This window comes from Eubacterium barkeri (genome assembly GCF_900107125.1).
Taxonomy (GTDB): Bacteria; Bacillota; Clostridia; order Eubacteriales; family Eubacteriaceae; genus Eubacterium_O; species Eubacterium_O barkeri.
The window spans coordinates 1-13,545 of the sequence record NZ_FNOU01000036.1 but is presented as its reverse complement, the minus strand read 5'-3'; the positions used below and the strand labels follow the sequence as shown (position 1 = coordinate 13,545).

13 protein-coding genes are annotated in these 13,545 nt (G+C 50.1%); all 13 read left to right on the top strand.

Annotated elements, in window-relative coordinates; genetic code table 11:
- Positions 1-148 precede the first annotated feature (148 nt).
- Positions 149-2,098: a methionine--tRNA ligase gene (metG, locus tag BLU30_RS13760; protein WP_242873598.1), complete on the top strand. Its 1,950-nt coding sequence runs from the start codon at positions 149-151 to the stop codon at positions 2,096-2,098.
- Positions 2,098-4,191 carry a sulfatase-like hydrolase/transferase gene (locus BLU30_RS13755; RefSeq protein WP_090247238.1) on the top strand — a complete coding sequence of 698 codons (2,094 nt, stop codon included), beginning with the start codon at positions 2,098-2,100 and terminating at the stop codon, positions 4,189-4,191. Before metG ends, BLU30_RS13755 begins: the two co-directional genes overlap by 1 nt.
- Complete coding sequence (locus BLU30_RS13750; protein WP_090247237.1) at positions 4,191-5,459, top strand: O-acetylhomoserine aminocarboxypropyltransferase/cysteine synthase family protein; 1,269 nt, start codon at positions 4,191-4,193, stop codon at positions 5,457-5,459. The genes BLU30_RS13755 and BLU30_RS13750 overlap by 1 nt, the downstream gene beginning before the upstream one ends.
- Before the next feature lie 238 nt (positions 5,460-5,697).
- On the top strand, positions 5,698-6,648 hold the full coding sequence (locus BLU30_RS13745; RefSeq protein ID WP_090247235.1) for a sugar-binding transcriptional regulator: 951 nt from the start codon (positions 5,698-5,700) through the stop codon (positions 6,646-6,648).
- Positions 6,649-6,666: 18 nt separating this feature from the next.
- Positions 6,667-7,854 carry a sn-glycerol-1-phosphate dehydrogenase gene (locus BLU30_RS13740; RefSeq protein WP_090247234.1) on the top strand — a complete coding sequence of 396 codons (1,188 nt, stop codon included), beginning with the start codon at positions 6,667-6,669 and terminating at the stop codon, positions 7,852-7,854.
- Between the two features lie 18 nt (positions 7,855-7,872).
- Positions 7,873-8,667, top strand: coding sequence for an HAD-IIA family hydrolase (locus tag BLU30_RS13735; protein WP_340148152.1), 795 nt, complete (start codon positions 7,873-7,875; stop codon positions 8,665-8,667).
- A gap of 300 nt (positions 8,668-8,967) precedes the next feature.
- Positions 8,968-9,525 carry a transcriptional regulator GutM gene (locus BLU30_RS13730; protein WP_090247233.1) on the top strand — a complete coding sequence of 186 codons (558 nt, stop codon included), beginning with the start codon at positions 8,968-8,970 and terminating at the stop codon, positions 9,523-9,525.
- 34 nt (positions 9,526-9,559) lie between these two features.
- Entirely contained in the window at positions 9,560-10,138 is a 579-nt protein-coding gene (gene srlA / locus BLU30_RS13725; RefSeq protein WP_090247231.1) for a PTS glucitol/sorbitol transporter subunit IIC, read from the top strand.
- Between the two features lie 2 nt (positions 10,139-10,140).
- The gene (locus tag BLU30_RS13720; RefSeq protein ID WP_090247230.1) at positions 10,141-11,115 is read left to right on the top strand and encodes a PTS glucitol/sorbitol transporter subunit IIB; all 975 of its coding nucleotides are present in this window, start codon (positions 10,141-10,143) and stop codon (positions 11,113-11,115) included.
- 27 nt (positions 11,116-11,142) lie between these two features.
- Positions 11,143-11,505, top strand: coding sequence for a PTS glucitol/sorbitol transporter subunit IIA (locus tag BLU30_RS13715; protein ID WP_090247229.1), 363 nt, complete (start codon positions 11,143-11,145; stop codon positions 11,503-11,505).
- A 14-nt stretch (positions 11,506-11,519) separates the two neighbouring features.
- Positions 11,520-11,792 (top strand): HPr family phosphocarrier protein, encoded by a 273-nt coding sequence (locus tag BLU30_RS13710; RefSeq protein WP_090247242.1) that lies wholly within the window; start codon positions 11,520-11,522, stop codon positions 11,790-11,792.
- Between the two features lie 194 nt (positions 11,793-11,986).
- Positions 11,987-12,517, top strand: a complete 531-nt coding sequence (locus BLU30_RS13705; RefSeq protein WP_090247227.1) for a biotin transporter BioY — start codon at positions 11,987-11,989, stop codon at positions 12,515-12,517.
- 587 nt (positions 12,518-13,104) lie between these two features.
- Positions 13,105-13,545, top strand: a 441-nt coding sequence (locus BLU30_RS13700; RefSeq protein WP_422717903.1) for an RCC1 domain-containing protein, incomplete at its 3' end; no start/stop codon positions are given.

The following is a 13,545-nucleotide window of genomic DNA, read 5'->3' as shown; positions in this document are numbered from 1 at the left end:
AAAGACGCACGGCGCAGCCGTGAACGAGTGCAGCGAAGCGGAACGAGTTACTTCTGTTGCGGCACCAGGGAGTAAGGCGAGAGGCGTATCTGATCAGGGCCTCAACCAACAAGCAATGCAAAACACTTATCGATTTTCAGGAGGAATTATGGACGAACAAAAAACATTTTATGTGACGACACCGATTTATTATCCCAGTGGGGATTTGCACATTGGGCACACCTATACCACGGTGGCGGCGGATACCATCACCCGGTTTAAAAAGCAGCTGGGCTATGATGCGTATATGCTCACCGGTACGGATGAGCATGGTCAAAAGATCCAGGACAAGGCTGAAGAAGCCGGCATCACTCCCCAGGCCTATGTGGATGATGTGGTGGGCCGGATCAAGGAATTGTGGAAACTGATGAACATCGACTACGATCAATTCATTCGCACCACAGACCCCGAGCATGAAAAGACGATCCAAAGGATTTTCAAACAGCTGTACGATCAGGGGGATATTTATAAGGGCAAGTATGAAGGCTGGTATTGTACCCCCTGCGAGTCCTTCTGGACAGAGAGCCAACTGGTCGATGGCAATTGCCCGGACTGTGGCCGTCCGGTTCAGAAGGCTTCTGAGGAAGCCTACTTCTTTAAAATGAGTAAATATGCGGATCGGCTGTTGGCGTACATTGAAAGCCATCCCGACTTTATTCAGCCGGAATCCCGGAAGAATGAAATGATTAATAATTTCATCAAGCCTGGCCTCCAGGATCTGTGTGTTTCCCGGACCTCCTTCTCCTGGGGCGTGCCCGTAACCTTTGACCCGGGCCATGTGGTGTATGTCTGGATCGATGCCCTGCCCAACTATATCTCCGCCCTGGGCTATTTAAATGATAAGCCCCAGCTCATGGAAAAGTACTGGCCAGCGGATGTCCATTTGGTGGGGAAGGATATTATCCGCTTCCATACCATTTACTGGCCCATCATCCTCATGGCCCTGGATCTGCCCCTGCCGCACCAGGTGTACGGCCACGGCTGGATTCTCCTCAAAGGCGGGAAGATGTCCAAATCCGTGGGGAATGTGGTGGACCCCGTGGAATTGGCTAAAAAATACGGCGTGGATGCCCTGCGTTACCACGTTCTCCGGGAAATGACCTATGGTTCCGATGGGATTTATAACGAGGACCTCCTGGTGAGCCATATCAATTCTGATTTGGCCAATGACCTGGGGAATTTACTCTCCCGGACGGTGGCCATGACCGTCAAATACTTTGGAGGGACCCTTCCGGAAGAACGGCAATCCGGAGAATACGATGCCGAGCTTATCGCCCTGGCAGAAGCCACCCCTGGGGAGGTCGAGGCCCTCATGGACAAGCTGGATTTCAGTAAGGCCCTGGAGGCTATCTGGAAGCTGGTTTCCCGGACCAATAAGTACATCGATGAAACCCAGCCCTGGGTGCTATGCAAGGACGAGGCCACCAAGGCCCGCCTGGCTGGGGTGATGTATAACCTCACCGAGTCCCTTCGGGTAATCACGGTTTTAATCTCTGCCTTCATGCCCGACACCGGTGCCCGGATGGCCGAAGAATTAAAGATACCACAGTCCGCCTTAACCTGGGAGAGCATTACAGCTTTTGGGGGATATCCCTTGGGGATTACGGTGGAACGCTGCGAACCCCTCTTCCCACGCATTGAGGTGGAGAAGGCAAAGCCAGCCCCGGAAAAGAAGCAACAGCAAAAGAAGACGGCTGCCCCGAAAGCCGATGATGCCAATGCCGAGGGCACAGGCCTGATTACCATTGATGATTTTGCCAAGGTGGAAATGCGGGTCGCCGAGGTGCTGGCCTGTGAAAAGCACCCCGATGCGGATAAGCTGCTGGTTTTCCAGTTGGATTTTGGGAATGAAAAACGCCAGATTATTTCGGGAATCGCCAAATACTACGAGCCGGAAGCCCTGATTGGGAAAAAAGTCATTGCCTGTACGAATTTAAAACCGGTGATGTTAAGGGGACTGGAATCTAACGGGATGATCCTTTCTGCGGTAAAGGGGAAGAAGCTGACGTTATTGACCATAGAGGACCCTGACTTTAAAGTAGGAGCAACGGTCGGTTGATGCATCGGGAACGGCGGCCACGGCCCCGTCATTGGAAAACACGGCCGACAGCCATGACGATTTGGGCAGCCCGCCAAAGGCAGACGGCCCCACGCCAGCCCTTTAACCTGGAGCTGCACACCAGCTGGGCCCGGGTGTTTTTGGCCTTTGTCACAGGGGTTACCCTTCTCAGTCTTTTTGGACAGTGGACGACGATTTTTGGTATTAATCCGGTATTCCACCCCTTTTGCTATTTTGCCATTGCCATCATTACCGCGGGGTTATTGGTTGAGGTAGACACCCGGGGGACCATGCGGGTTCTTTGGAATATCGGGGTGGTCTGGCTTTGTGGTATTTTTATCTGGATGATGGACCAGGCCCTTTTTAATGGGATTATTACGGCAGGGGTTGGGCAGGATGCCCTGTCCATTGCCATTGCCATCTTTACCATTGCGGTTATTTTTGCCGCTTCCGGGCGTTTGCGGTTATCCATCATCCTGGCCAGCGTCCTCTGGTACCTTTTAGGGGCAGCGAATTTCCTGGTCTATACCTTCCGGGGAGACCCCCTATTCTTTGGGGACTTGCTGGCTCTTCGGACCGCTTTAGATGTATCCGATGGCTATCGTATTGAGTTAACTGGAAACTTTGTGGCAGGCACCCTTATGCTGGGGGCTTTGATTGTGCTGGCCCTCTGGACAAAACGGGATTTATCCGACCTGGGGGTCCGGAGAAAAAGAATCCTCCAAGGCTCTGTTTTAACGGCCTGTGTCCTGGCGATCGCCTGCTTTATGGGGGGCAATACAGAAGCTTATTACTACTCCTGGGATGCCCAGTACAATAATTACCTCTATAGCTTTGGGGTCAATATTAAAATGCTGAATATTAAAAGGCCCGATGGGTATGACACGAAGAAGGTGGAAGGCATCACCCAGGATGCCAGAGCCGAAGCAGAAGGAATCAATCAGATGGCGCCTGAGAAAAAGCCTGCGGTTATCGCCATTATGAACGAAAGCTTCAGCGATTTAAAGGCCGTGGCTGATTTTAAAACCGATGTGGATTATATGCCCTTTTATCACAGCTTGCAGGAAAATACCCTTAAGGGCAATCTTTACGTGGATGTCCTGGGAGGGGGAACCTGCGACAGTGAGTATACCTTCCTCAGCGGCAATGCGACGGCCTTCGTACCCGATAATGCCAGGCCTTACCAGCTGTATGTTAAGGAAAATACGCCGACTTTGGTCAGTACCCTCAATGACCAGGGCTATACCAGCCATGCCATCCATCCAGGGGCACCCAACGCCTGGAACCGGGACAGCGTTTATCCGGATTTTGGGTTTACCGATTTTTACACAGGGGACGATTTTTATTTAAATGAAAATGAGAGCTTCACCCGAAGCCTGATTAGCGATCAGGCGACCTATGACCAGGTGATTCGCTTATATGAAAACAGGGGAACCGAAACACCCTTTATTTTTGATGTTACCATCGCAAATCATGGCGGCTACGAAGTGATGACCGAGGATTTGGAGCCGGTGCATTTGATGAATATGACGGGCAGTTACCCCATGGCAGAGGTTTATCTCTCCCTGATTAAAAAGGCGGATGCGGAGATCCAGAATCTGGTGACCTATTTTAGTAACCAACCTGAGCCGGTGGTCCTTGTTTTCTTTGGGGATCATCAGCCCACCATCGAGACGGCGTTTTATGAAGAAATCATGGGAAAACCCATGTCAGAGTGGACCGAAGAAGAGCTTCAGAAACGTTTTGTGACCCCCTTCTTTATTTGGGCGAATTACGATATTCCAGAGGCTGAGGTGGGAGATTTAAGTGTCAATTATTTATCCAGTCTGTTGCTTAGGACCGCAGGTTTGAAGGAGACAGCCTACAATGCCTACTCCCTGGATACGGCGAAGTCCCTTCCGGTTATCTCTAAAAAGGGTGTGAAGGATGCCCAGGGAAATTACTACGCCCTGGGGGATGCAGAAAAACAACTGGAAGCCCTGAAGGATTATCATATGGTAATGTATAATAACCTCTTCGATGCCAAACACCGCTGTCAGGATGTATTCTATCTGGATCAGGGGACCACTGATTTAAGTGAGGAGAAAAAATAATGAAAATAGAAACCCAATGTCTTCATGAAGGCTATTCACCGGGAAATAGTGAACCCCGGGTCATGCCCATTGTACAAAGCACCACCTATGTGTATGATTCCACGGATGATGTGGCGGCGGTCTTTGATGACCCCACCAAGGGCCTGATCTATTCCCGTTTTGCCAATCCCACCACCGATGTGGTAGAGAAAAAGATTGCCGCCCTGGAGGGTGGAGTGGCCGCCATGGCCACCTCCAGCGGACAGGCCGCCACCCTGTGTGCCATTTTGAACCTGTGCTCTGCCGGAGATAGCTTTATTGCCAGTACCTCCATCTACGGAGGCACCTTGAATCTCTTCGCCATCACCCTTAAAAAGTTGGGGATTGAGTGTATCTTTGTGGAGGCTGATGCCGGGGAAGATATCATCCAGAAGGCCTTTAAGGCCAATACCAAGGCGGTTTTTGGGGAGACCATTGCCAACCCGGCCCTGACGGTGCTGGATATTGAAAAATTCGCCAGGATTGCCCATAAAAATGGCGTTCCGCTCATTATTGACAATACCTTTGCAACCCCGGTCCTCTGCCGGCCCTTTGAGTGGGGAGCGGATATCGTCATCCATTCCACCAGTAAGTATATGGATGGCCATGCGGTACAGGTTGGGGGAATTATCGTCGATGGCGGTTCCTTCGATTATACGAATGGGAAATTTCCGGATTTTACCGAGCCGGATGAAAGTTACCACGGCATCGTTTATACCCGGGATTATCCCCAGTGTCCCTATATCATAAAGGCACGGATGCAGCTGATGCGGGACTTTGGCTGTTATCCAGCGGCCCATTCCTCCTTCCTCCTCAATCTGGGGCTGGAAACCCTGGCGGTACGGATGAAGCAATACTGTGAAAATGCCCTTAGGGTGGCGGCGTTCCTTTCGGCTTCCCATTGGGTAGAAAGTGTGGCTTATCCCGGGCTTTCCGGGGATGCCTATTACGATTTGGCCCAAAAATATCTGCCCCTGGGAACCTCTGGAGTCATCTCCTTCACCATCAAGGGGGGACGGGATACCGCTGTACGTTTTATGGATAGTTTATCCCTGGCCTCCAATGAGGTCCATGTGGCGGATATAAGAACCTGTATCCTCCATCCGGCATCCGCAACCCATCGGCAGCTCAATGATGAGCAGCTGGCAGCTGCGGGGATTGATGGCGGTATGATTCGCCTATCCGTTGGACTGGAAAATGTGGATGATATTATGGCGGACTTGGAAAAGGGATTTGCCGCATTGTCGTAAATTTACATTCAAGGGATTGAAAATAAATCAAATAGAACAGCACTATTTTTAATTAAATAAAAATAGTGCTGTTTTTTTATGAAATATAGGGGTATTTAGGGAAATTTTGACAAAAAGTATTGAATTATGTAAAAGAACGACAAAGAATGAGTTGACTTTTTTGGGGGACATTCTATAATTAAATGTATAAGAAATAGATTTCTAACCTGAAAAGAAGTGAATGAAATGGGAGGCACATATGAAAAAAGTCGTGGATGACGAACGGTTAATGGTGAAAATCTGTGATATGTACTATAACCAGGATATGAATCAGAAGGCCATTTCCCAACAGCTAGGCTTGTCCCGGCCGACGGTCTCCCGGATCATCAGTAATGGGAAGGATCGGGGCATTGTAAAAATTATCATTAAAAATCTTGAAGGAACCGATTATGTGGATTTGGAACGCACCATTGAGAATATCTACGGCCTTAGGGAAGTCATCATTGTCGATGCTAAAAAAGATCCCTTAGACCAGCGGGAGGAAGTTGGCCGTGTTGCTGCCGGCTATCTGGAACGTATTATTAAAGACAACAACGTGGTGGGGATTTCCATGGGCAACACCCTGAACCGGGTGGTGGATCATGTGGAAAATACCGGGGCTAAGAATGTATGCTTCGTTCCCCTAATCGGGGGAATGGGGCATCTCAAGATGGAGCTTCACTCCAATTCCCTGGTGGAGGCCATGGCCCATACCTATAATGGGGAGTTCATTCCCATGCATGCTCCGGCCCGGGTATCCAATCGGATGATTCGGGACGAGCTGATGAAGGAGGGGAGCATCGCCAAGGTGGTTAAGATGTGCGATGCCCTGGATGTCGCCTTAGTGGGGATTGGGTATCCCAACCAAACCTCTGCCATTATGGCAACGGGCTACTATGATCGGGAGGAAATGGAACGGATGAAGGCGCGCCATGTGGCCGGAGATATCTGTATGCAGTTTTATGATGCCTCAGGGAACACCGCTCCCTTTAAGCCTGATAATAATGTGGTTGGGATTGAAATAAAAAAACTCCGGAAGGTTCCCCATTCCATTGGGGTAGCCTGTGGGGTGGATAAGGTTTCCGCTATTAAAGGTGCCATCAATGGGCGCTATATTAATACACTGGTTACAGACGCAGAATGTGCCGCAAAGCTCGCAGAAAATAATTAAGAAAGAAGCGTGAACAGAATGAATGAGATCTTGAATTTAGCCTTGAATGATATGGCCCAAACAGAATTTGACTGCTCCTGTGGAAGGCATCATAATTTTTCCATCCATGATATCGCCATCGGAAAGGGCGCCATTACAGAGCTGCCCCGGGTGGCAGAACCCTTTAAGGATGGGAAGGTCCTTCTGATTTATGATAACCATACCTACCAAGCGGCTGGAAAACAGGCATTGACCTTACTCCAGGAAGCTGGTTTTAAAAATATCAAGGAACTGCTCTTTGATACCGGAGACGATGTCCTGATCCCCGATGAAAAGACCCTGGGCCGTATTTTAATGGAACAGGATCTGGACTGCGATGTGATGATCGCCGTGGGCAGTGGTGTGCTTAACGATTCAACCAAGTTTGTCTCATCCCGTACCCATGTACCCTACATCATCTGCTGTACTGCGCCTTCCATGGACGGGTATGTGGCAGATGGTGCGCCCATCATCAAAGCAGGGGTTAAGCTCTCACCCCTGGCCACCCTGGCCTATGGTGTGGTGGGGGATACGGACATCATGAAAGATGCCCCTATGGATCTGATCCAGGCCGGCTTTGGCGATGTGGTGGGTAAAATCACCGCCTTAGCCGACTGGGATCTGTCTGTGAAAATCAATGACGAATATCGCTGCGATACCTGCGTGGAGTTGGTACGCCGTGCCCTGGATAAATGTTTTAGTAAAGCGACAGCATTAAAGGAACGGAACGAGGATGCCATTCTTTACCTCATTGAAGCCCTCACCCTCACCGGGGTGGCCATGGGTCTGGTGAACATCTCCCGTCCGGCATCCGGTGCCGAGCACATGCTCTCCCACTTTTGGGAAATGGACTATATTGCCCGGGGGCTGACCCCCATCCATCACGGGACCCAGGTGGGTATTGCGACCCCCATCATTGCAGAATTCTTTGAAGAGCTGGCAGATCTCCTGCCCGAGGGAACCGGCGAAATGTGCCCGCCCCGGACAGAAATCGAAGATTTACTGCGCAGCGCAGGCTGCCCGGTATCACCAGTAGATGTGGGCATCGGCAGGGAACTGTTCTACAACAGCCTTATGGGGGGCTATAAGGTTCGTCCGCGGTACTCCATTATGCAGTTCGCCAAGGAAAAGGGCCGCCTGGAAGAAATCGCACAAAAAATTACCAACCGCATTTACGGTGAAGCCTAAGAAGGGAAAAAATATTTTATGATGCTAGAGAAAAACACGGCGCTCCAGGATGTGGAGCTCTTCGTTCTGGATATGGACGGCACCGTTTATTTAAGTGATACCCTCATCGACGGTTCCCTGGATTTTATCCACAAGGTAGTGGAAACCGGCCGGGACTACATCTTCTTCACCAACAATGCGTCCAAGGTGCCTTCAGTTTATGTGGAAAAGCTGGCACGTCTGGGGCTTGAGGTTGATGAAAGTAAGGTGGTGACCGCCGGGGATGTCTGTGCCGAATATCTGAAAGAATTTTACCCGGATGCACGGATTTATCTCAATGGGACTCCGTTATTAGAGGAAAATTGGCGGGCTAAAGGCCTGAATCTGGTGGCGGAAGACCCTGATGTGGCGGTCCAGAGCTTTGATACTACCCTGACCTACGACAAGCTGGACAAAATATGCCGCTATGTTAGAGAGGGTGTTCCCTTTATTGCCACCCATATGGACACCAATTGTCCCACGGCTGATGGCTTCATGCCAGACTGCGGCGCCATGTGCCGGCTCATCGAGGAATCCACGGGAGTGGCACCCCGATTCCTGGGTAAGCCCTGGAAGGAAACGGTGGACATGGTGGTGGAGATTACAGGGCACCGCCGGGAATCCATGGCTTTCGTGGGAGACCGGATTTATACGGATGTGGCCACCGGGGTCAATAATGGGGCCAAAGGATTTTTGGTCCTCACCGGAGAAGCCGATATGCAGACCGTGGCTGAGTCCGATGTGGAACCCACCTGTATTTACGAATCCCTCAAGGAAATGGCGCTATATCTGTAGTTAAGTTGCAAAGTGAGGGATATAAAGTGGCGTAGCGTGGTCAGGACGAGGATAAAAAAGATTCACCCCGGACCCCAGGCGCTGACGAACAAAGGGGAAGTCCTCATTAGTCAATGCGCAAAACCTTCGGTTTTGATTGGGTTTATGACGGGTTTACTTTCTTAATGATCAGTAATCGGAACCACCAGCCCACAGGGGCGCCGGTGTTCTCGTATTTTTATCATCGCCCTGACCTGGGTTTGTTTTCAATCAGAAGACAACTCTTAAAACGGTCATCTTGACCGGCCTAAAGGAGCAATAATGAACAAAGGTTTGATTTACCTGGCCGTCTTCGCCTTGGCGATGATGGTCTTCCAGAATATCATGACCTATTTGCAATACAAGGCCTTCCAGAAAAACGGTAAGGCCATGCAGAAAACTGGCCGAATCATCGGCGTGGGTGTCCGCAAGGGGGGCTTTAAACCCGGCGGCGGCGCCATCGTTATTTTGGCTTGGAGCCCGGCAACGGACCGGGTAGTGGAGTGCCGGCGCCTAAAGGGGATCGCTTTTTGGAATACCTTTAAAACCGTCACGGATTATGATGGCATGACCCTGGATGACGTGCGTAGACAGGGGATCGAAGAGGATCGTGCTGTGAATAAGCGACTGCGGGAGAAAGAACCCTACAGTCCAAAGTTAGCTGATAAGCACCGTAAAAAGGGTGCACTCATACAGGCTGTCGAGGCCATCGATATGCGTCTGGCTAAAGAATCGTCACATTCATCCGCTGCGGGGGAGCGGAAAACCATGGACGAGGAAGGCCGTGCACGTATCGAAGCTCGGAAGCGTGAGATCAGAAATCGGGAAAAGGCGGAATAAGCTGGACCCAGAACATATTTAAAGGAGAGCGTATATGGAAGCATTAAACACTTTTGGACAGGCCTTTTACGGGCTTTTCCAAGACGGCGCGACTTATTTTATTAGTTTGTACGTGCTGAACCTGTTGCCCTGGATTATTATTATGATCGCATTTATGCATATTTTATTCAAACTCATCGGTCTGGATCGGATCGAGCGGTTTTGTAACCTTTTGGGTAAAAATGCCATCACCCGCTGGATTCTCATGCCAGTGGTGTGTATGATGTTTTCCGGAAATCCAATGACTTACCCCTATGCCCGGTTTCTTCCCCAGAACCAGCGGGTGGCATTCTTTGATGCCGGGATTTCCTTCTGTCATCCGGTAACCGGCCTGTTCCCCCATGCCAATCCCGGTGAAGTTTTCGTTTGGTTAGGCATCGCCAGTGGGGTGTTCTATTACACCACCACGATGGGCATCGGCGGCATTGAAGTCCTCGGCGGACTAGCTGTCCAGTACTTCTTGTTGGGGATTGTCATGTGTCTGCTGCGCAGTGTCGTCACCCAGGTGATTTACAATGCCAAATATAAGAAAAAATACGGCCATGCCCAGGGCACCGAGAAAGCGGAGGCATAGACATGTACAAAGCAGTTAAAATCGAAAAAGGCAATGGCGGTTGGGGCGGACCTTTGGTAATCGAACCCACCGAAACCAAGAATAAAGTGGTCTCCATTACTGGTGGCGGGATTGCTCCGGTAGCCCGTAAAATTGCAGAACTTACCGGTGCAGAAGCCGTCGATGGTTTCTCCAACGGCGTCGCTGACGAAGAAATGGCCTGCGTGGTTATCAACTGTGGCGGGACCCTGCGTTGTGGCGTCTATCCTAAAAAAGGTGTCATGACCGTTAACCTGACCCCGGTTGGTCAGTCTGGCCCGTTAGCTCAGTTCATCAAAGAAGATATTTATGTCTCAGGGGTGACCCCCGATGGGATTACCATGGCGGATGGTTCCGAAGCGCCAGTCGTGGAAACGGAAGCCGTTGTGGAAGAAGAAAAACCAGAAGCAGCAGCACCAGCAGCCGATGCCCCCAAGGAAAACTGGGTGGCCCGGGGCGGTAAGGCCTTGGCGGGCTTTGCCACAACCTGTGTCCAGGGCGCTAAGGAAGCCGTGGATATCTCCATCAAGGACATCATTCCCTTTATGGCCTTCTACTCACTGGTATTAGGACTCATTAACTTTACCGGGCTGGGTGGCCTGATGGGCACCTATGTTTACCCTTACTTAGGGACATTACCTGGATTATTGGTACTGGCCATTATCTGTGGGCTGCCCATTTTATCACCACTGGTGGGATCCGGCGCCCTTATCGGACAGCTGCTGTCCGTCATTATTGGATATGGTATTATGACCGGGACCTTCCCGGTAATCCTGGCACTGCCTGCTTTCTTCGCAGTGGATGTTCAGGTTGGATGTGATTTTATTCCCGTGGGTCTTTCCATGGGGGATGCGGCCAACGATACCGTGGATATCGGCGTTCCTTCTGTTCTGCTGTCCCGGATCATTACTGGCCCAATAATGGTCATATTGGCATTTTGTGTTGCAACTATGCTATAATTGACATAGAATGATAGGAGAGTTCAAATGGGATATAAAGCAACGATAACGGAAATTGGTCCGATGGTACAAGATTTCATCGGCGAAAACATGATCATCCTCTTCGATAACAATGCGCCGGATGCCCTAAGGGACATGGCCGTTCTTCATTCCATCGAGGAATGGGAGCGGGATATCACCATAGGGGATGAGCTTGTTGTTTGTGAGAAAAGGTATAAAGTGACAGCGATAGGAAATGAAGCCAACGAAACCCTTAAAACCATGGGACATTGCACCTTAATGTTTAATGGTGCCGATACCGCCCAGTTGCCAGGTCATATTGAGCTTTCCGGAGATGGGCTGCCGGATTTATCCGTCGGTCTATCCATCGAAATCATTTATAACGCGTAGAGAGGTCAATGATTATGTACTCAAAAGAAACCATTATTGTCAACAAGACCGGGCTTCACGCCCGGCCTGCATCAGAATTCACCAAGCAGGCCACCGGCTTCCAGTCGGATATCACCATCGCCAACCTGGACAGTGGTAAGGAAGGCAACGCCAAATCCATTATTGCGGTTATGGCAATGGCCTTATCCAAGGATACCAAAATCGCCGTCCGTGCGGACGGAGAAGATGAACAGGCTGCTGTGGATGCCTTAATCGCCCTCATTGACGGCGGGTTCGGCGAAATCTAGAGTCACTCAATTTTTATGTGAAAAAGAAAAGTCCCCCAGATCACAGATTTGGAGGGCTTTTCTTTTGGTTGACAGGCATACCGTATTTTACAAAACGGATGAAATAAAGGATTGTCTTTCTTAGGAAGTGTATGTATACTATATAATATCATTGGTATACGTAAAAAAGACGCCATGAGAAAGAAGGTCCTTTTATGGAGAAAATTCAAACGAAAACCTTAAGCCGCATTGCCCTGGTGACCGCCTTGCTGTGCATTATCGGGCCCTTATCCCTGCCCATCCCCATTAGCCCTGTACCCATTTCCCTGACCCAGTTAGGGGTCTACGCTGGGGTTTATACCCTGGGTAAAAAGAAGGGGACCCTGAGCTTTGGCCTGTATCTGCTCATCGGTGCCATGGGCGTACCGGTTTTTTCCGGCTTTGCCGGGGGACTGGGTAAAATCGTCGGTCCCACTGGCGGCTATCTCTTAGGCTTTGTGGTACTGGCCTGGGTGGTGGGCTGCTTTGTGGAAAAATGGCCGGAAAACCGGGCCTACCAGGCCCTGGGTATGGTCATTGGCAATGTGCTAGTCTACATCCTGGGCACCGCCTGGCTCATGGTCCAGGCCCATCTGGCCCTGTGGCCAGCCCTTATGGCCGGGGTGATTCCTTATATTGTCTTTGATGTGGTGAAAGCGGCCATCGCCCTGCTTGTTGGGCCGAAGCTTATGGAACGGGTGGGGTAGGGAGGATAGATTCGGAAAAAAGCATTGCAATGAGAAGAAGAAACCTTTATAATGGGCATAGCAGGAACTTGTACCCCATCGCCGTTGGCTCTTGGACAAGTGATGCATGGATGCGATGCACCAAATCCTGGATTTGGATAGCCCGCGAGAAAATAAAATAAAAAAAGTGCGGCAGCTATGCCGGTGGTGCAACACCGACACAGCCTGCGCAGGTGCTTCACCACCCACACAACGGGCCATCCGGCCACGTACCGCATTGCTTATTATAAAACATCTGGGCCCTAAAAACAAGGGAATGCCCCAGGAGAAGAATAAGCTTTTTTGTGATACATGATTTACACCGTTTTTAATAGCCGTGTAGGAGTGGAAAGATTCCTGCACGGCTTTTTCTATTGATTTTTCTGAACCGGGAGCGGTCAAAAAACCAGCGTAACGATTGACATTGACCCGGCTGACCGCTCTTTTCCACCATTTTTTACAGAGAATTCAATGATTTTTATGAAAATTTCAGCTTTTAAAAAAAGTTGGGGTTTTATTTGCCATACATAATTTTTAAGGAGAAGTTAAGGAAAGGATGGGTGTTTGGGATGAAACGGGTGATGTGTTGTGTGGTGGTTTGCTTGATGGTGATGCTGGGGATGTCCGTTGAGGGGCAAACTGCAAATAAGGTGGCGCAGGTGGAACTAGGTAGTTATCATTCTGCAATGATTAAAGAAGATGGCAGTTTGTGGATGTGGGGATGGAACCGCGAAGGTCAGTTAGGGGATGGTACCACAACGAATCGACTTGTTCCCATAAAGATTATGGAGAATGTAGCGAGGGTCAGCTTGGGCTGGGGGCACTCCGCCGCCATAAAAACCGATGGTAGTTTGTGGATGTGGGGATATAACAGTAATGGTCAGTTAGGGGATGGCACCACAACAAATCGAGTTGTTCCCATAAAGATTATGGAGAATGTGGTAAGTGTCAGCTTGGGCTATTCACACTCCGCCGCCATAAAAACTGATGGGAGTTTGTGGATGTGGGGA